15 protein-coding genes are annotated in these 16,024 nt (G+C 67.2%); 9 read left to right on the top strand and 6 right to left on the bottom strand.

Going from position 1 to position 16,024, the window contains the following annotated elements:
* Positions 1 to 4: 4 nt before the first annotated feature.
* The 3 genes from ACTDI4_RS07215 to ACTDI4_RS07205 form a co-directional block, all read right to left on the bottom strand.
* The gene (locus tag ACTDI4_RS07215) at positions 5 to 1,174 is read right to left on the bottom strand and encodes a carbohydrate ABC transporter permease (RefSeq protein ID WP_442840499.1); all 1,170 of its coding nucleotides are present in this window, start codon (positions 1,172 to 1,174) and stop codon (positions 5 to 7) included.
* A gap of 1 nt (position 1,175) precedes the next feature.
* Positions 1,176 to 2,189, bottom strand: a complete 1,014-nt coding sequence (locus tag ACTDI4_RS07210) for a carbohydrate ABC transporter permease (protein ID WP_442840498.1) — start codon at positions 2,187 to 2,189, stop codon at positions 1,176 to 1,178.
* A gap of 114 nt (positions 2,190 to 2,303) precedes the next feature.
* Positions 2,304 to 3,659 carry an ABC transporter substrate-binding protein gene (locus ACTDI4_RS07205; RefSeq protein ID WP_442840497.1) on the bottom strand — a complete coding sequence of 452 codons (1,356 nt, stop codon included), beginning with the start codon at positions 3,657 to 3,659 and terminating at the stop codon, positions 2,304 to 2,306.
* A 414-nt stretch (positions 3,660 to 4,073) separates the two neighbouring features.
* Between ACTDI4_RS07205 and ACTDI4_RS07200 the strand changes: the two genes are divergently transcribed.
* From ACTDI4_RS07200 to ACTDI4_RS07170, 7 genes are all read left to right on the top strand, one after another.
* On the top strand, positions 4,074 to 5,093 hold the full coding sequence (locus ACTDI4_RS07200) for a substrate-binding domain-containing protein (protein WP_442840496.1): 1,020 nt from the start codon (positions 4,074 to 4,076) through the stop codon (positions 5,091 to 5,093).
* Between the two features lie 235 nt (positions 5,094 to 5,328).
* Positions 5,329 to 6,483 carry a PA0069 family radical SAM protein gene (locus ACTDI4_RS07195; protein ID WP_442843287.1) on the top strand — a complete coding sequence of 385 codons (1,155 nt, stop codon included), beginning with the start codon at positions 5,329 to 5,331 and terminating at the stop codon, positions 6,481 to 6,483.
* Positions 6,484 to 6,731: 248 nt separating this feature from the next.
* Entirely contained in the window at positions 6,732 to 7,406 is a 675-nt protein-coding gene (locus ACTDI4_RS07190; RefSeq protein WP_442840495.1) for a ribonuclease HII, read from the top strand.
* A 78-nt stretch (positions 7,407 to 7,484) separates the two neighbouring features.
* Complete coding sequence (locus tag ACTDI4_RS07185) at positions 7,485 to 7,745, top strand: hypothetical protein (RefSeq protein WP_442840494.1); 261 nt, start codon at positions 7,485 to 7,487, stop codon at positions 7,743 to 7,745.
* A 32-nt stretch (positions 7,746 to 7,777) separates the two neighbouring features.
* Positions 7,778 to 8,524, top strand: coding sequence for a 16S rRNA (uracil(1498)-N(3))-methyltransferase (locus ACTDI4_RS07180; RefSeq protein WP_442843286.1), 747 nt, complete (start codon positions 7,778 to 7,780; stop codon positions 8,522 to 8,524).
* A 201-nt stretch (positions 8,525 to 8,725) separates the two neighbouring features.
* The gene (locus ACTDI4_RS07175) at positions 8,726 to 10,099 is read left to right on the top strand and encodes a glutamate--cysteine ligase (protein WP_442840493.1); all 1,374 of its coding nucleotides are present in this window, start codon (positions 8,726 to 8,728) and stop codon (positions 10,097 to 10,099) included.
* An 89-nt stretch (positions 10,100 to 10,188) separates the two neighbouring features.
* Positions 10,189 to 10,992, top strand: coding sequence for a DUF937 domain-containing protein (locus ACTDI4_RS07170; RefSeq protein WP_442840492.1), 804 nt, complete (start codon positions 10,189 to 10,191; stop codon positions 10,990 to 10,992).
* Between the two features lie 298 nt (positions 10,993 to 11,290).
* On the opposite strand, the gene ACTDI4_RS07165 is transcribed toward ACTDI4_RS07170, so the two are convergent.
* Positions 11,291 to 11,578: a DUF1127 domain-containing protein gene (locus ACTDI4_RS07165; RefSeq protein WP_442840491.1), complete on the bottom strand. Its 288-nt coding sequence runs from the start codon at positions 11,576 to 11,578 to the stop codon at positions 11,291 to 11,293.
* A gap of 179 nt (positions 11,579 to 11,757) precedes the next feature.
* Here ACTDI4_RS07165 and ACTDI4_RS07160 point away from each other — a divergent pair, with 179 nt between their 5' ends.
* The gene (locus ACTDI4_RS07160; protein WP_442840490.1) at positions 11,758 to 12,714 is read left to right on the top strand and encodes a LysR substrate-binding domain-containing protein; all 957 of its coding nucleotides are present in this window, start codon (positions 11,758 to 11,760) and stop codon (positions 12,712 to 12,714) included.
* Here the strand turns inward: ACTDI4_RS07160 and ACTDI4_RS07155 are convergent.
* Complete coding sequence (locus ACTDI4_RS07155) at positions 12,663 to 13,670, bottom strand: DMT family transporter (protein WP_442840489.1); 1,008 nt, start codon at positions 13,668 to 13,670, stop codon at positions 12,663 to 12,665. The genes ACTDI4_RS07160 and ACTDI4_RS07155 overlap by 52 nt on opposite strands.
* A gap of 150 nt (positions 13,671 to 13,820) precedes the next feature.
* On the opposite strand from ACTDI4_RS07155, the gene xseA reads away from it, so the two are divergent.
* Positions 13,821 to 15,470, top strand: a complete 1,650-nt coding sequence (gene xseA / locus ACTDI4_RS07150; RefSeq protein WP_442840488.1) for an exodeoxyribonuclease VII large subunit — start codon at positions 13,821 to 13,823, stop codon at positions 15,468 to 15,470.
* 129 nt (positions 15,471 to 15,599) lie between these two features.
* Here xseA and ACTDI4_RS07145 read toward each other — a convergent pair whose 3' ends face one another.
* The gene (locus ACTDI4_RS07145) at positions 15,600 to 15,872 is read right to left on the bottom strand and encodes a hypothetical protein (protein ID WP_442840487.1); all 273 of its coding nucleotides are present in this window, start codon (positions 15,870 to 15,872) and stop codon (positions 15,600 to 15,602) included.
* Between the last annotated feature and the right edge of the window lie 152 nt (positions 15,873 to 16,024).

Here is a 16,024-nt window from a genome sequence, read left to right as displayed (position 1 = left end):
AGCCTCAGCCTCCCTTTACCGACCCCGCCAGCAGCCCGCGCACAAAATAGCGCTGCAGCGAGAAGAACACGACCAGCGGCACCAATATGGTGACGAAGGCCGAAGTGGTGAGGATTTCCCAGTCGCCGCCGCGCGAGCCGAGAAGCGCGTTGAGCTTGGCGGTGAGCACGATCTGGTCGACCTCGGTGCCCAGGAAAACCATCGCCACCAGCAGATCGTTCCACACCCACAGGAACTGGAAGATGGCGAAGGACGCCAGCACCGGGAACGACAGCGGCAGCACGATCTTGACGAAGATCTCGAAGTCGCTGGCGCCGTCGATGCGCGCCGATTCCATGATCTCGCGCGGCAGGCCGGCGATGTAGGAGCGCAAGAGGTAGATGGCGAAGGGCAGGCCGAAGCCGGTATGCGCCAGCCAGATGCCGAGATAGGTCTTGGACGGCACGCCGAAGAAGGTGCCGACGCCGTTGTAGAGCTTGAGCAGCGGGATCAGCGACATCTGCAGCGGCACGACCAGCAGGCCGATGACGGTGGCGATCAGCAGCGCGCGGCCGGGAAAGCGCATCCACGCCAGCGCATAGGCGGCGAAGGCGGCGATCAGGATGGGGATGACCGTGGCCGGGATCGTCACCGTCAGCGAGTTCAGGAAGGAGCGGCCGATGCCTTCCGAGTTCAGCACGGCGTGGTAATTGTCGGTGGTGAATTTCGGCGGCGAGGACGCCGCGAAATAGACCCGCCGGCCGCGTTCGCCCTCGAAGGGCGCCGGCGAGACCATGACGTAGGAGCCGTCCTGGTTCACCTGGAGAGTGACGCCCTTGCCCAGGTCGGCCGTCTCGCCGGGCCGGTATTGGGAAGGTTCCTGCGCGCGCGTGCCGAAGGCGGTGAGCGTGCGGGCATCGCCTTCGTCGAAGAGATTGCCGGCGATGCGGTACGTGCCGTCCTCACCGACCTGGTCTGCGGCGGTGCCGAGGCGCCCGGCCTCGGTGCGGGTGGAACTGGTCAGCGCCGTCCACCAGCCGGAGGCCACGATCTGGTCCTTGTCGCGCAGCGAGGAGACCAGGATGCCGAGCGTGGGGATGGTCCACAGCGCCACGAAGACGAACACGGCCAGATGCACGCCGAAACGGCCGAAGAAGGATTTTTTCGCCGCGCCGGCTCTTTTCGGGACAGCCATGTCAGCGCCCTCCCGCTTCGCGGTTGGCCTGGCGGATGTTCCAGACCATGATGGGGATGACGGCCAGCATGATGACGATGGCGATGGTGGCGCCGCGGCCGAAATCGCCGCCGCCGCGGAACATCCAGTCGAACATCAAATTGGCCAGCACCTGGCTGTTCCACTGGCCGTTGGTCATGGTCAGCACGATGTCGAACACCTTCAGCACCAGAATGGTGATGGTGGTCCACACCACCGCGATGGTGCCCCAGATCTGCGGGATCATGATCTTCCAGAAGATCTGGAACGGATTGGCGCCATCGATGACGGCCGCCTCGATCGTCTCTTCCGGAATGCCGCGCAGGGCCGAAGACAGGATGACCATGGCAAAGCCGGTCTGGATCCAGACCAGGATGACCATGAGGAAGAAATTGTTCCAGAAGGGCAGCGAGATCCACACCTGCGGCGTGCCGCCGAAATATTGCACGATGGCGTTGAGAATGCCGATCTGGGTCTGGCCGGCACCCTTGTATTCGTAGATGAACTTCCAGATGACGCTGGCGCCGACGAAGGAGATGGCCAGCGGCAGGAAGATCAGGCTCTTGGCGACGGTGCCCCACCAGATGCGGTCGGTGAGCACGGCGATCACCAAACCGAGGAAGGTGCAGGCCGCCGGCACCACGGCCAGCCACAGCACGTTGTTGAGGATGGAGTTGCGGAACTCGCGGTCGCCGAGCGCCCACTGGTAGTTGGCGAAGCCGACGAAGGCGGTGCCGCCACGGTCCATGAAGGACAGCCGCAGCGTCTCAACCACCGGATAGATCAGGTAGATGACGAGGATGAGAAGCGCCGGGCCGACGAACAGCCAGGGCCGGATCATGCCCTGCCGGCGCAGATTGTCCACCGCAGCCATGCCGGAGACGCCGCGGGCGGGAAAGACGAGGTCGAGCAGCCGGTTGGCGCCCCAGAAATAGGCGACGCAGCCGCCGACCCCCACGACGATGACGAGAATGGCCGAGAAAATCTGGGCTGCCATGGCGTTCCCCGTTCGATCGATGACCCTTCCAAAGTTTCTATCGTGCGTCCTTCGAGCCTCGAAGGACGCACGGCAGTGAGACGGCGACAGGCCGGGCGGGGCCTCCCGGCCCCCCTATTTGATCGCGTCCCAGCTCTTCTGGATGTCGGCGGCCACCGCTTCCGGCGACTTGCCGCCGACGAGGTCGACCATGCCGGTCCAGAAAGCGCCCGCGCCGATCTTGCCCGGCATCATGTCGGAGCCGTCGAAGCGGAAGGTGGTGGCGGTGGTGAGGATCTCGCCCTGCTTCTTCAGCGCGTCGTTGGCGTAGGCGTCCTGGTTGACCGTCTTCAGCGGGGTCAGCAGACCCGACTGCGCCATCCATATCTCATGCGCCAGCGGCATCTCCAGGAAGTTGATGAATTCGCGCGCGGCCTTGGAGTCCTTGGTGATCATGGCGAAGGTGCCGGCGCCCAGCACCGGCTTGCCGAGATCGGGCTTGGAGGCCATGGCCGGGAGGTAGAAGAAATCGGCGTCGGTGCCCAGCTTCGTGCCCTCGGGGAAGAAGGAGGAGATGAAGGACGCCTGCCGGTGCATGTAGCATTTGGGCGGAACCGTGAAGAGGCCCTTGGGGCTGTCGCGGAAGTCGGTGGCCGCCACGGCCGCGTGGCCGCCGTCGACATATTTGTCGTTGGTGGCGATGTCCGCGAACACCTTCAGCGCGCCCACCACGGCCGGGTCGTCGAAGGCGATCTCGTTGGTCACCCATTTGTCATAGACGTCCGGGGCCTGGGTGCGCAGCATGATGTCTTCCACCCAGTCGGTGGCCGGCCAGCCGGTGGCGCCGCCCGAGCCCAGCCCGATGCACCAGGGCGTGCCGCCATCGGCGACGATCCGGTCCGACAGCTTCATCATGTCTTCCCAGGTCGTCGGCACCTCGTAGCCGGCCTCCTCGAAATTGTCGGGCGAATACCACACCAGCGACTTCAGGTCGGCCTTGTAGGGAAAGGCGAAGAACTGCTTCTTGCCGTCCTTGTCCGTATAGGTGCCGAGGTCGACCCAGGACTGGCCGGCGCCGTAGTTCTCCTTCACGTAGGCAGCGACGTCGTCGCCCAGCGGCGTGAGCAGGCCTTTCGTCGCCAGGTCCTGGATCAGGCCGGGCTGCGGCAGGATGGCCACGTTGGGCGGGCTGCCGGCCTGCGTGTCGATGACGATCTGCTGCTCGTAGTTCTCGGAAGAGGAATATTTGATCTCGGCGCCGGTGGCCTCCTGGAAATATTCCAGCACGGTGCGCACCAGCGCCTCGTCCTCGCCGCGCCACGGCCCGAAAATCGACAGCGTCTCGCCCTTCAGGTCGACCTTTTTGAGCGCCTCGTAATTGTCCCAGTGGAAGCGGGCGTCCTCGCCCGGCTTGAACTTCAGCTCCGCCTGCGCGGGCACGCCGAGCGTCAGGGCGGCAATGGCTGCGCCCAGCAAAAGCATCTTCTTCATTCGCGTCCTCCCGATGATGGCTCCCCCCCGGGACCGCTTTTCGGATCGTTCCCCGGACGGAACTTCGCTTGACGGAACCTCCATTCCGCCGCCGGCATCGCCCCGGCCCTGCCCCGGCACCGATCCTGCCCCGGCAAGGCGAAATCCGCAACATTGCGCGGATATCTTCAAAGCGCTTTGGCCGTACGCATCTCGCCATCGTCTCCCGAAAGAGTCAAGAGGGCCACATATAAATCGATTGAAATCAGCAATGGACCTTTGCGGACGTGCATTGCAGCAAGGATTTTTGGCAACGCAGCAGAATCCGGGACTTCAAAGCGGCGCCGGCCCCGCCTATCCTGCCATGGGAACGCCGCGCCGCGGCCAAGGTTGCGGGTGGAGATTTGAAAGCGCTTTGGAAGCCTGGAGGCCGCATTGAACCTCAAGCAGCTCTCGCGCATGCTGGAGCTTTCGCAGACCACCGTGAGCCGGGCCCTGAACGGCTATCCGGAGGTGAGCGAGGAGACGCGCCGGCGCGTGGTGGACGCCGCCAAGCGCCATGGTTACCGGCCCAACCCGAGCGCGCGGCGACTGGCGACGGGCAAGTCCGGCATGATCGGCTATGTGCTGCCGACCGGGGCGGCGGTCGACATCGACCCGCATTTCGTGGAGTTCCTTTCCGGGCTCGGCGACTATGCCCGCGGCCACGAGTTGGACCTGGTGCTTTCGCCCGCCGACGCGGACGACCAGGAGACCACCTATCGCCGCATCGTCGCCAACCGGCAGGTGGATGCCGTCTACATCTCCTCGCCGCGCCCCAGCGACCGGCGCGTGGCGCTGCTGGCCGCGCTCGGCCTGCCCTTCATCGTGCACGGGCGCAGCGAAGGGCTGGATCTCGACTATCCCTTCATCGACATCGACAATGAAGGCGCCTTCCACGAGGCGACGCGGCTTCTGGTGCAGCTCGGCCACCGCCGCATCGGTCTCATCAACGGCGACACGCGCGAGACCTTCGCCATCCATCGCGAGCGCGGCATGCGCCGGGCGCTGACGGGCGCCGGGCTGGCGCTGGAGGCGCGCCACGCCGCCTCCGCCGCCATGACTGAGGAGAACGGCTACCGCGCGGCCCGGCAGTTGCTGGAGGGCGAGGCCGCGCCCACCGCCATCCTGTGCTCCAGCCTCATCATGTCGCTGGGCGTGGTGCGGGCGGTGCGCGAACTCGGCCTTTCCGTACCCGGCGACCTGTCGCTGATCGCCCATGACGACGTCTTTCCATGGCTGAAGCCCGAAAGCTTCCCGGTGCCCCTTTCCACCACGCGCTCCTCGATCCGGCTGGCCGGCGCGCGCGTGGCCGAGCGGCTGGCGGCGCGCATCGCCGGGCTGGAGGACGGCGCGCGCGGCGAGGTCTGGCCGGTCGACCTGGTGGTGCGCGGCTCCATCGCCGGAGTGAAATAAAGCGTGAAATAGACGTAGCGGGGCCGCGAAAGGCACGGCTCGCTCCGCTCGCTTTTTCCACCTCCGCTCTCCAGCGATTCCGGTGCCCATGCTCTTCCCTTTCGAGCCGGAGAGGGGCAGGCAGCGCCGCCCTCCCGACAAAAAGTTCTTGCTTTGTTCCAGAGAACAAAATAGGAATAATTTCATGGGAACAGCGATTCGACAGCCTGCGGACAGCCCCTTCGAGAGGGCCAAGATGGAGCAGATCGTGCGTGCGGACATCGCCGCCTTCGGCGCCGGGCGCGCCGAGATGGCCAATGCCATGATCGAGCAGAGCGGCGTGCGGGTGCGGCCCGAGCGCAACCGCGGCCGCTCGGCCGGCATCAATCCCTCCGGCCGCTTCGAGCCGGTGACGCGGCATGCCTTCGACGACGGCTGGGATTCCATCGAGGACCTGCCGCCCTTCCGCACCGAGGTGCAGGTGGAGAAGCCGCGCACCATCATCACCCGCAACGATTCGCCCGACATCTCCTTCGACCGCTCGATCAACCCCTATCGCGGCTGCGAGCATGGCTGCGTCTACTGCTTCGCGCGGCCGAGCCACAGCTACATGGGCCTGTCGCCGGGGCTGGATTTCGAATCGAAGCTGTTCGCCAAGCCGGACGCCGCCCGCCTGCTGGACAAGGAACTGTCGAAGCCGGGCTACCAGCCGCGCACCATCGCCATCGGCACCAACACCGATCCCTACCAGCCGGTGGAGCGGCAATGGCACATCATGCGCGAGATCCTGGAGGTGCTGGAGGCGCGCGGCCATCCGGTCGGCATCGTCACCAAGTCGGCGCTGGTGGTGCGCGACATCGACATATTGGCGCGCATGGCCGAGCGGGGGCTGGCCAAGGTGGCGCTTTCGGTGACGACGATCGACCGCATGCTGGCACGCACCATGGAGCCGCGCGCCTCCACCCCGGCGAAGCGGCTGGAGGCGATCCGGCAATTGTCGGAAGCCGGCATCCCCGCCTCGGTGATGGTGGCGCCGATCGTGCCGGGGCTGAACGACCAGGAGATGGAGCGCATCCTCGATTCGGCCAGCGCGGCCGGTGCGCGCGAGGCCGGCTACGTGCTGCTGCGCCTGCCGCTGGAGGTGGCGCCCATCTTCAAGGACTGGCTGCTGCGGCACTATCCCGACCGCTACCGGCACGTCATGTCGCTGATCCGCTCCATGCGCGACGGCAAGGACTACGATTCGGAATGGGGCAAGCGCATGAAGGGCAGCGGCCCCTATGCCTGGCAGATCGGCCGGCGCTTCGAGATCGCGGCCAAGCGGCTCGGCCTCAACACCGTGCGGCGCCGGCTGCGGACCGACCATTTCGTCCCGGCCGCGCGCCAGTATGAGCAGTTGACGCTGCTTTAGAGCAATTCCAGCAGAAGTGCGAAGCGGTTTTGCGTTCGGAATTGCATCAAAACAAAGGGTTGGGGCAGTTCCGCGATTCGGAGAAAGCGGAAATGCCGCAAACCGGTCATGCGGCCGCCCGGGCCGAGTGAAACCTTCAAGACCCCGTCCGGCCCTCGTCCCCCGGCCGTCGACGGCGCCCGCGACCCGACGCCCCACCGGCTCGCCGGGCCTTGCGGAGAATCGGGGCCGGTGCGAATCTCGCCGCCATGGTTCGCGCCCGCTCCGATTCTCCGCTCCTCTTCGAGATCGTCGAAAAGCCCGACTTCTCCGTCGAGACGAAGGCCATGGCCGCCGGGCAATGGCCGGTGGCCGGCATGGACGAGGCCGGGCGCGGGCCGCTGGCCGGGCCGGTCACCGCGGCCGCCGTGGTGCTGGACCCCGAAAACATCCCCGAGGGGCTGGACGATTCGAAGCGGCTGACTTTCGAGCAGCGCGAAGCGCTGTTCGACAGGATACTCGCCAGCGCGCTCGGCGTGTCCATGGCTTCGATCTCGGCCGAGGGCATCGACGCCTCCAACATCCTGCGCGCCAGCCTGGAAGCGATGCGGCGGGCGCTGTGCGGCCTGCCGCTGCGGCCGAAACTGGCGCTGGCCGACGGCCGCGACGTGCCGCCGGGCCTGCCCTGCGAGGGCCGCGCGCTGGTCAGGGGCGACCAGCGCTCGCAGTCGATCGCCGCCGCCTCGATCGTGGCCAAGGTCATGCGCGACCGCATGATGGCCGATTGCGGCCGCCGCCACGTCCATTACGGCTTCGAACTGCATATGGGCTACGCCACCGCACGCCACCGCACGGCCATCGAGATCCACGGCCCGGTGGCGCGGCTGCACCGCACCTCCTTCGCGCCCTTCCGGCTGGGCGTGGTCGAGGTGGTGGAGGACTGAGCGCACCGGCTCGGTTTCCAAGGCCGGATATCAAGCCGTGCGGGCAGCGGCACAGTCCGGCCCTCAGGCCGGAAACGGATGGCGGACGGCAACCTTTCAAGCTCAACTGATCGCCTGTGTCCCTTTGGCCGCGGAGTGATCCCGATGCACGCATTGCTGCTTTTCAACGCCCTTTGCGCGTCGCGCGGAGACGGGCTTCTGCCCGAACTGGTCGCGTTGCTGGAACGTCCCCCCGCCAGCGTCGAGGCAAGCCGGGACGTCGCCGAGTTGATCCACGAGCATGCCGCCCGCGGGCGCGAATGCCCCTCTGCGTCCCGGCAGCGCCTTCCCGCATCTTGACGCCGTGCCCTGCCGTGCCGCATTGCTCGGCGATGCGCGCCAACTACAAGATGCAGCGGCTGTTCGTGCCGCACGCCCTCGCCGCCGATGCGGAGATCGAGGCCGACCCGCAGCAGAGCCATTACCTGACCCATGTGCTGCGGCTTGCCGAGGGCGCGCGGGTGCTCGTCTTCAACGGCCGCGACGGCGAATGGTCGGCGGCCATCTCGGCACGCGGGAAGAAAGCGGTACGGCTGGCGGTGCTGGAACTGCAGCGGCCGCAGCCGCCCCTGCCAGACCTGATCTATTGCTTCGCGCCGCTGAAGCAGGGCCGGCTCGACTATATGGTGCAGAAGGCGGTGGAGATGGGTGCCGGCGTGCTGCAGCCGGTCGTCACCCGGCACACGCAGGTGGCGAAGCCCGGCCTCGAGCGCCTTCGCGCCAATGCGGTCGAGGCGGCCGAGCAGTGCGGCATCCTGGCCGTGCCGGAATTGCGCGAGGCGCAGAAGCTCGACCGGCTGCTGGCCGGCTGGAAGCGGGACCGGCGGCTGGTGTTCTGCGACGAGGACGCGTCCACCGACAACCCGCTGCCGGGGCTTCTGGCGATCGCCGAGAGGAAACTTGCCCTGCTGGTCGGGCCGGAAGGCGGCTTTTCCGACGACGAGCGTGCCATGCTGCGGGCGCTGCCCTTCGTCACCGCCATTCCGCTGGGGCCGCGCATCCTGCGCGCCGACACGGCGGCCGTGGCGGCGCTGGCCGTGATGCAGGCCACCATCGGCGACTGGTCGCGCCACGCATAGATATTCGCAAGGCACGGCCCCTGCGCCCCGCTTCCCGAGGTCTTCGACAATGGCCAGACGGGATGAAAACCGGGCGTGGCGCGGAAGAGGCGCGGCCGTTTAACATTCGCTGATGGCCTGGTCAGGATTTTTTGCTTGATCGGACCAACCCATATGTCCAAGTAGCGCGGCAATTTTCCGGCCCATCGACAAGGGGTTCACATGGCACGCGACACGACGGACTTCCGCCCCATCGAGGGCATCGACGAGCTTGTCGCGTGGCTGGCCGAAGGCAACAAGCCGCGCGGGAAATGGCGCATCGGCACCGAGCACGAGAAATTCCCCTTCTATGTCGACGGGCACGGGCCTGTGCCCTATGGCGGCGAGCGCGGCATCCGCGCCATCCTGGAAGGCATGCAGGAAAAGCTCGGCTGGGACCCGATCATCGACGACGGCCGCATCATCGGCCTGGTGGAGCCGACCGGCCAGGGCGCGATCAGCCTGGAGCCGGGCGGGCAGTTCGAGCTTTCGGGTGCGCCGGTGGAAACCATCCACCAGACCTGCCGCGAGGGCAACGCGCATCTGGCGCAGGTGCGCGAGATCGCCGAGCCGCTCGGCATCCGCTTTCTCGGCCTCGGCGGCAGCCCGAAATGGACGCTGGCCGAAACGCCGAAGATGCCGAAATCGCGCTACGAGATCATGACGCGCTACATGCCCAAGGTCGGCGCCAAGGGCCTCGACATGATGTACCGCACCTGCACCATCCAGGTGAATCTCGACTTCGAGAGCGAGGCGGACATGCGCCGCAAGATGCAGGTTTCGCTGAAGCTGCAGCCGCTGGCCACCGCGCTGTTCGCCAATTCGCCCTTCACCGACGGGCGGCCGAACGGCTTCCAGAGCTGGCGCGGCGACATCTGGCGCGACACCGACAACCAGCGCTCCGGCCTGCTCGAATTCTGCTTCTCGCCCGAATTCGGCTTTGCCGACTATGTCGAATGGGCGCTGGACGTGCCGATGTATTTCGTCATCCGCGACGGCCGCTACCACGACATGACGCATATCACCTTCCGCCAGTTCATGGCGGGGGCGGCGCGCAACGAGGTGCCCGACGGCATGCCGACGATCGGCGACTGGGCCAATCACCTGTCCACGCTGTTTCCCGACGTGCGGCTGAAGCGCTTCCTGGAGATGCGCGGCGCCGACGGCGGCCCGTGGCGGCGCATCTGCGCGCTGCCGGCCTTCTGGGTGGGGCTGCTTTACGACGAAGCCGCGCTCGCCGATGCCGAGACGCTGACGGCCGACTGGACCTATGCGGAGGTTCTGGCCATGCGCGACGCCGTGCCCGAGCAGGCGATCGCAACCCCCTTCCGCACCACCGCGCTGCGCGAGGTGGCGCGCGAGGTGCTGGCGATCTCGCGCCAGGGGCTGAAGCGGCGCGCCAGGTTGAACCGCGACGGCTACGACGAGACCTCCTTCCTCAACACGCTGGACGAGGTGGTGGCGCGCGGCACCACCAGCGCGGAGGAGATGCTTTCGGCCTATCACACGCGCTGGGGCGGCTCGATCGAGCCGGTGTTCATGGAGTATGCCTACTAAGAAGCCTGCGCGAGGGCACGAAAAGCGGCTTCTATCGGCGGTGGAAAGGTTTTAGGCTCGTGGCAACGAGTTTTCGAGGAGGAGAAAAGATGCTTCCCTTGTTCGACATGCTGGCCCAGGCCCAGAACGGCCAGGGCATCGAGGCGCTGGCCAGGCAGTTCAACTTGTCCCAGCAGCAGGCGCAGGCGGCGGTGGAGGCGCTGCTGCCGGCCTTTTCGCAGGGGTTGAAGCGCAACACCGCCGACCCCTACGGCATCGGCGCCTTCATGAGCGCGATCGCGAGCGGCAACCACGCCGGATATTTCGAGGACGCCGCCCGGGCCTTCGCCCCGCAGGGCGTGGACGAGGGCAACGGCATTCTCGGCCACCTGTTCGGCTCCAAGGATGTGTCGCGGGCCGTGGCCGCGCAGGCCGCCCAGGCCACCGGCCTCGGCCAGCAATTGTTGCAGCAGATGCTGCCGGTGATCGCCTCCATGCTCATGGGCGGGCTGGCGAAACAGGCCACCGGCCAGTCTCCCCGCCAGTCCGCCGGCGCGCCGGGCCAGGCGACGGGCGGCTTCGGCGCCGACAATCCGTTCGGCCAGATCCTGGCGGAGATGATGAAACAGGCCGGTGGCGCTGCGGCGGGCGCACCGCAACGGCAGCCGCAGAATCCGTTGGGCGACAATCCGTGGGGCAAGATGCTCGAGCAGATGCTGGGCGGCGGCCAGCAGGCGGACGACGCGCCGCCCGCCGGGCCGCAGCCGAGCCCCGGCAAGCCGGCGGCGAAGAACCCTTACGACGATTTCTTCGGCAAGATGTTCGAGACCGGCCGCCAGCAGCGCGACGACTACCAGAAGGGCGTGGAATCCATCTTCGACCAGTTCATCAAGGGCATGGACCGCAGCCGCTAGGCGGCACTGCCGGCAAGCTCGTTCTGCCGGCATGACGGAAACCCTCGCCGCATCTCATCCACGGCCTGCCGGACCCGCATATAATCGCAAGCCTGTTGCCGCCATCGACGAGGCCGAAAGAAATGTCGGACAGACTTGAATATCCGGTCATCAGCGGACCGCTATCCACAGAGGACGGCGGGGGATTTTCCGAACAAAAAGCCCGGCCCCCGAAGGGACCGGGCAGGAATGCAGGCGGCCGGTGGGAAGCCGGCTGGGGTGGGGGGAGCCTGCAGTTGAACCCGTGCGGCGCCGCTGCTCAGCACGTCCTGGCGGGTACGCCGACGCCGCAGCGCATGCGTTCGGCGGCGATCGCGCCCAGCCTTTGCGTCGGATCGGCGCCAAAGGGCAGCGCGGCGAAGCTCAGGTCGGCGCGGGTGAGCCCGATGTCGGCAAGCTGGGCGTCGGTCATCTCGCCGAGGCAGTTGAAGGCGCGGCGATTCTTCCAGTTGCGGTAGAAACCGGCGGCCGCGGCAAGCACGCGCGTCGCAACGGCCGGGCGCAGGGTGATGCGGGGGCTTCCGGAAGCGAGATTGCAGGTGGCCATTGTCCGTCTCCTCGTCGTGGTGAAGCGCGGACACGGCACGGCCGCCGCCGGGAACGCGGCGGGTTTTCGGCTCGTGTCTGCCGGCTTCATGTGGACGGGGCGGTTTTGGCACCGGCGGATTGATTAATCCAACGAATGTTTCTAATCTTTGACATCAAAACTGATGATGGATTGCGGCGATGAAGGCTCCCCTCGACCTCGACCAGTTGCAAACATTCGTCTCGATCGCCGATACCGGTTCGTTCACCCGCGCGGCCGAGGAGGTGCACCGCACCCAGTCGGCGGTTTCCATGCAGATGCGGCGGCTGGAAGAGCGCATCGGCAAGCCGCTGTTCGAAAAGGACGGCCGGCTGAACAAGCTGACCGAAGAGGGCGAGCGGCTGCTCTCCTACGCGCGGCGGCTGCTCTACCTCAACCGCGAGACGCTGGCCGCCTTCGACGACAACCGGCTGGAAGGCACCATCCGCATCGGCACGCCCGACGACTATGCCGATCGCTTCCTGCCCGAGATCATGGCGCGTTTCGCCCGCTCCAACCCGCGGGTGGAACTCACCGTCATCTGCGAGCCGACGCCGGGCCTGGTCGAGCACATCAAGCGCGGCAACCTCGACATCGCGCTGGTCACCCACAACGACGCGCGGGCGCAATCGGAGGTGGTGCGGCGCGAGCCGCTCCTGTGGGTCTCCTCGCAGAACCACGCCACCCACGAGGAGGCGGTGCTGCCCATGGCCTTCGGCCGCCCGAATTGCGTGTGGCGGCGCGCCGCCTGCGACGTGCTGGACCGCCAGAACCGCGACTACCGGGTGCTGTTCTCGTCCTTCTCGGCCACGGTGATCGCGGCGGCCGTTCTTTCGGGGCTTGCCATCTCGGTGCTGCCCGAATGCGCGCTGCGGCCCGGCATGCGGGTGCTGGGCGAGGCCGACGGCTTCGGCCCCCTGCCCGACTGCCGCATCGGCATCATGCGCGGCCAGACAAGCCAGCCGGAACTGGTGGACGCGCTGGCCCGCCACATCTGCGAGAGCCTGGACAACATCACCGTGCCGGCTTCGGAGGAAGGCGGCAGCTTCGACTTCGCCGGACTGGCCTATGCACGCATGAAGCGCACCAGGCCGAGCCAGATCATGCCCGGCTGGTGAAACCCGCCTGGCGTTGTTACGGTTTGCCGGCGCGGATGACCAGCACGTTGCCGATGGCCACGAAGACAAGCCCAGCGAGGGCGAAGGTGGTCCACTGGTAGCCCTCCAGCGCGGTCGAGAGCAGAAGCGCGAAGATGGGGAACAGCACCGTCGCGTAGCCGGCGCGCGCCGGGCCGATGCGTGAAAGCAGCGTCAGGTAGGCCGAGAACGCGACGACCGGCCAGGAACAGCAGCGAGCCGAGATAGGAAATCGTCGGCTCGATGATGAACGGCCGCCCGAGCAGCACGGCGAGCAGCGCCGACCACAACGTCCCATAGACCATGCCCCAGGCGCTCATCGGAATCAGCGGCAGCCCCTTGCGCAGGCCGGCGGCGGAAATCTGGTTGCCGAGGCAGAAGCACAGCGTTCCGGCAACGCACAGGGCCAGCCCGATCATGGTGCCGCCCGACAGGCCGTGCGCGGTGATCTCGGGCGCGAACATCAGGGCGATGCCGCAAAAGCCGAGGATGCCGCCGGCGAGCACCCGCGGCGACGGCCGCTCGCGCAGGACAAGTGCCGCAAGCATGATGTTGACCACCGAAGCCAGCGAAAACACCACCGACAGCAGCCCGCTGACCAGATAGCCGGCGCCATAGTAGAAGAACAGGAAGTTGGACGAGAACATCAGGACGCCAAGCGCGGCGAAGCGGATGTGATCCCTGAGGGGAAAGCGGATGCGCCGCTTCGAAACGACCACCCAGGCCAGCATCAACACCGTGGCGATGGCGAAGCGCCAGACCAGGTTGACCTCGTTGGGCACTGTGCCGACCTGCAGCCGGATCGCGAACCACGACGCGCTCCAGGCAATCACCGTCAGCGCATAAAGCCCGTAGTCGCGCGGCCCGAAGGCGTGATCGGCGGGCCGTGACGCCTGTCGCTGAAAGGCGGCAGGCTCTGTGGAGGATTGGACGCTCATGCAAAGAACCTCGGTTGCGGCAAACACGTAGGCCGGGGCACCCCGCCAGTCCATCGCATTGTTGTGATCCATCGATCGAATGCGGAGATGGATCGCATCGTGCGGCAGGCATGTCTTGACCCGGGCGCCCGAAAGCGCCCCTATCGGCCCATGAGCGACATGGTTTCCGAATCACGCAGCAACGCCGCCGAATATACGGTGAGCGAGATTTCCGGCGCGCTGAAGCGCACGGTGGAGGACGTGTTCGGCCATGTGCGGGTGCGCGGCGAGATTTCCGGCTATCGCGGGCCGCATTCGTCGGGCCATGCCTATTTCGCGCTGAAGGACGACCGCGCCCGGCTGGAGGCGGTGATCTGGAAAGGCGTCATGGGCCGCCTGAAATTCCGGCCCGAAGAAGGCATGGAGGTGATCGCCACCGGCAAGCTCACCACCTATCCGGGCTCGTCCAAATACCAGATCGTCATCGACAACCTGGAGCCAGCGGGCGCCGGCGCGCTGATGGCGCTTCTGGAGGAGCGCAAGCGCAGGCTGTCGGCGGAGGGCATTTTCGATCCGGCGCGCAAGCAGTTGCTGCCCTACATGCCGCGCGTCATCGGCGTCGTCACCTCGCCGACCGGGGCGGTGATCCGCGATATCCTGCACCGCATCGCCGATCGCTTCCCGCTGCATGTGGTGCTGTGGCCGGTGCGGGTGCAGGGCGAGACGGCAGGTGCGGAAGTGACCGCGGCCGTGAACGGCTTCAACGCGCTGCCTGCGGACGGCGCGATCCCGCGCCCGGACGTCGTCATCGTGGCGCGCGGCGGCGGCAGCCTGGAGGATTTGTGGGGCTTCAACGACGAAGGCCTGGCGCGCGCGGTTGCCGCTTCCGACATCCCGGTGATCTCGGCAGTGGGCCACGAGACCGACTGGACGCTGATCGACCTTGCCGCCGACGTGCGGGCGCCGACGCCGACGGGCGCGGCCGAGATCGCGGTGCCGGTGAAGGCCGAACTGGAGGCCACGCTGGCCAGCCTCGCGGCGCGGCTCAGGGCCTGCGTGTCGCGCGGGCTCGACCGCCGGCGCCAAGCCGCGCGCTCCGCCGCGCGCGCCATCCCCTCGCCCGACCAGTTGCTGGCGGTGCCGCGCCGCCGCTTCGACGAGGCGACCGGGCGGCTTGGCCGCGCGCTGTCGGTTGCCGTGGAGCGCAAGCGGGCGCGTTTCGACCAGGCAAGGCTTTCGCCGGCGACGCTATCGCGCCGCATCGAGGAAAGCCGCAGGCTCACCGACCGCGATCTCTTGCGCGCGCAAGCGGCGCTTCGTGCGATTGCGGGGGCGCGCCGCGCCGAGTTCAGGCGCGCGTCCGAACAATTGCCGAAATGCGTGCGAGCGGCACTGGCGCGCAAGCGCCATCTCTTCGAGTCCGCGCAGGCGCGCATCAGCCTGCGGCCGCTACAGCGGGCCGGGCAGACGGCACGCGAGCGCCTTGCCCATGCCGGACGCAGGCATGAGCAGGCGATCGCCGCGGCGCTGGACCGGGCGCGGGCACGGCTTACCCAGGCCGACCGGCTGCTTTCGACACTGAAGCTGTCGGAACAGGCGATCCTGGAGCGCGGCTACGCGCTGGTGCTGGACGGTGCCGGCGAACTCGTGCGGCGCGCGGCGGACGTGCGGACGGGCGAGGTGCTGGAACTGCGTTTCGCCGACGGCGCCGCCCATGCGCTCGCCACCGGCGATTCAGCCGGCAGACCGGCTGCAAAGCCGGCGGCGAAGACGAAGGCCACGGCGTCGAAGCCCCCGGGCGGCCAGGGCTCGCTGTTTTGAAGATTCCGAGCATGGTTCCGAACAATCGCAGCGAAGTGGCGATTCAACGAATCACCTCGTTCGGGAATCATCTCGTTTGAAGAAAAGGTCGAGCGGTCCGGGACCGGATGAAACCGCTCCCGGCCGGCTTCAGGGCTTGCGCAGCGGCACCACCGATGCGGCCGGCTTGTCCTCGGCCGCCTGCTCGGCTTCGGCGGCATCCTCGAGCTTGGCGGCGATCAGTTCCTGAATGTCGCCGACCTCATCCTGAAGGTCTTCCAGCGGAATGCCGGCCTGGGCCGCTTCGGCGGCGCATTCACGGGCCAGCGCCTCGGCCTGCTTGTCGATCTTCGCCGGCTGCGAGGGGGCCTGGCAGTTCTCGTCGATCCATTCCTGCAGAAATTCGATCGCCTGTGCACTCATTGCGGATAACCCGTTGCCATCCCCGTTTCCGTATAGGCCCGTGCCGCTGTTTTCAACGCGCGGTCCGGCAGGTCGTTGCCTGCCGCCACTCAACCCGAGTCGGTATATCGCGGCAAGGCCGTACGGCCCGAACCGCGAATTGGTCCACGATG

The sequence above is a fragment of the Mesorhizobium sp. PUT5 genome, assembly GCF_052216645.1.
GTDB lineage: Bacteria > Pseudomonadota > Alphaproteobacteria > Rhizobiales > Rhizobiaceae > Mesorhizobium.
This window is presented reverse-complemented; position numbering and strand designations above follow the sequence as displayed.

Excerpts from the sequence above, each read along its gene's own strand:
- ACTDI4_RS07215 (WP_442840499.1), bottom strand. The coding sequence starts at position 1,174 with ATGGCTGTCCCGAAAAGAGCCGGCGCGGCGAAAAAATCCTTCTTCGGC.
- ACTDI4_RS07210 (WP_442840498.1), bottom strand. The coding sequence starts at position 2,189 with ATGGCAGCCCAGATTTTCTCGGCCATTCTCGTCATCGTCGTGGGGGTC.
- ACTDI4_RS07205 (WP_442840497.1), bottom strand. The coding sequence starts at position 3,659 with ATGAAGAAGATGCTTTTGCTGGGCGCAGCCATTGCCGCCCTGACGCTC.
- ACTDI4_RS07195 (WP_442843287.1), top strand. The coding sequence starts at position 5,329 with ATGGAGCAGATCGTGCGTGCGGACATCGCCGCCTTCGGCGCCGGGCGC.
- ACTDI4_RS07190 (WP_442840495.1), top strand. The coding sequence starts at position 6,732 with ATGGTTCGCGCCCGCTCCGATTCTCCGCTCCTCTTCGAGATCGTCGAA.
- ACTDI4_RS07185 (WP_442840494.1), top strand. The coding sequence starts at position 7,485 with ATGGCGGACGGCAACCTTTCAAGCTCAACTGATCGCCTGTGTCCCTTT.
- ACTDI4_RS07180 (WP_442843286.1), top strand. The coding sequence starts at position 7,778 with ATGCGCGCCAACTACAAGATGCAGCGGCTGTTCGTGCCGCACGCCCTC.
- ACTDI4_RS07175 (WP_442840493.1), top strand. The coding sequence starts at position 8,726 with ATGGCACGCGACACGACGGACTTCCGCCCCATCGAGGGCATCGACGAG.
- ACTDI4_RS07170 (WP_442840492.1), top strand. The coding sequence starts at position 10,189 with ATGCTTCCCTTGTTCGACATGCTGGCCCAGGCCCAGAACGGCCAGGGC.
- ACTDI4_RS07165 (WP_442840491.1), bottom strand. The coding sequence starts at position 11,578 with ATGGCCACCTGCAATCTCGCTTCCGGAAGCCCCCGCATCACCCTGCGC.
- ACTDI4_RS07160 (WP_442840490.1), top strand. The coding sequence starts at position 11,758 with ATGAAGGCTCCCCTCGACCTCGACCAGTTGCAAACATTCGTCTCGATC.
- ACTDI4_RS07155 (WP_442840489.1), bottom strand. The coding sequence starts at position 13,670 with ATGAGCGTCCAATCCTCCACAGAGCCTGCCGCCTTTCAGCGACAGGCG.
- xseA (WP_442840488.1), top strand. The coding sequence starts at position 13,821 with ATGAGCGACATGGTTTCCGAATCACGCAGCAACGCCGCCGAATATACG.
- ACTDI4_RS07145 (WP_442840487.1), bottom strand. The coding sequence starts at position 15,872 with ATGAGTGCACAGGCGATCGAATTTCTGCAGGAATGGATCGACGAGAAC.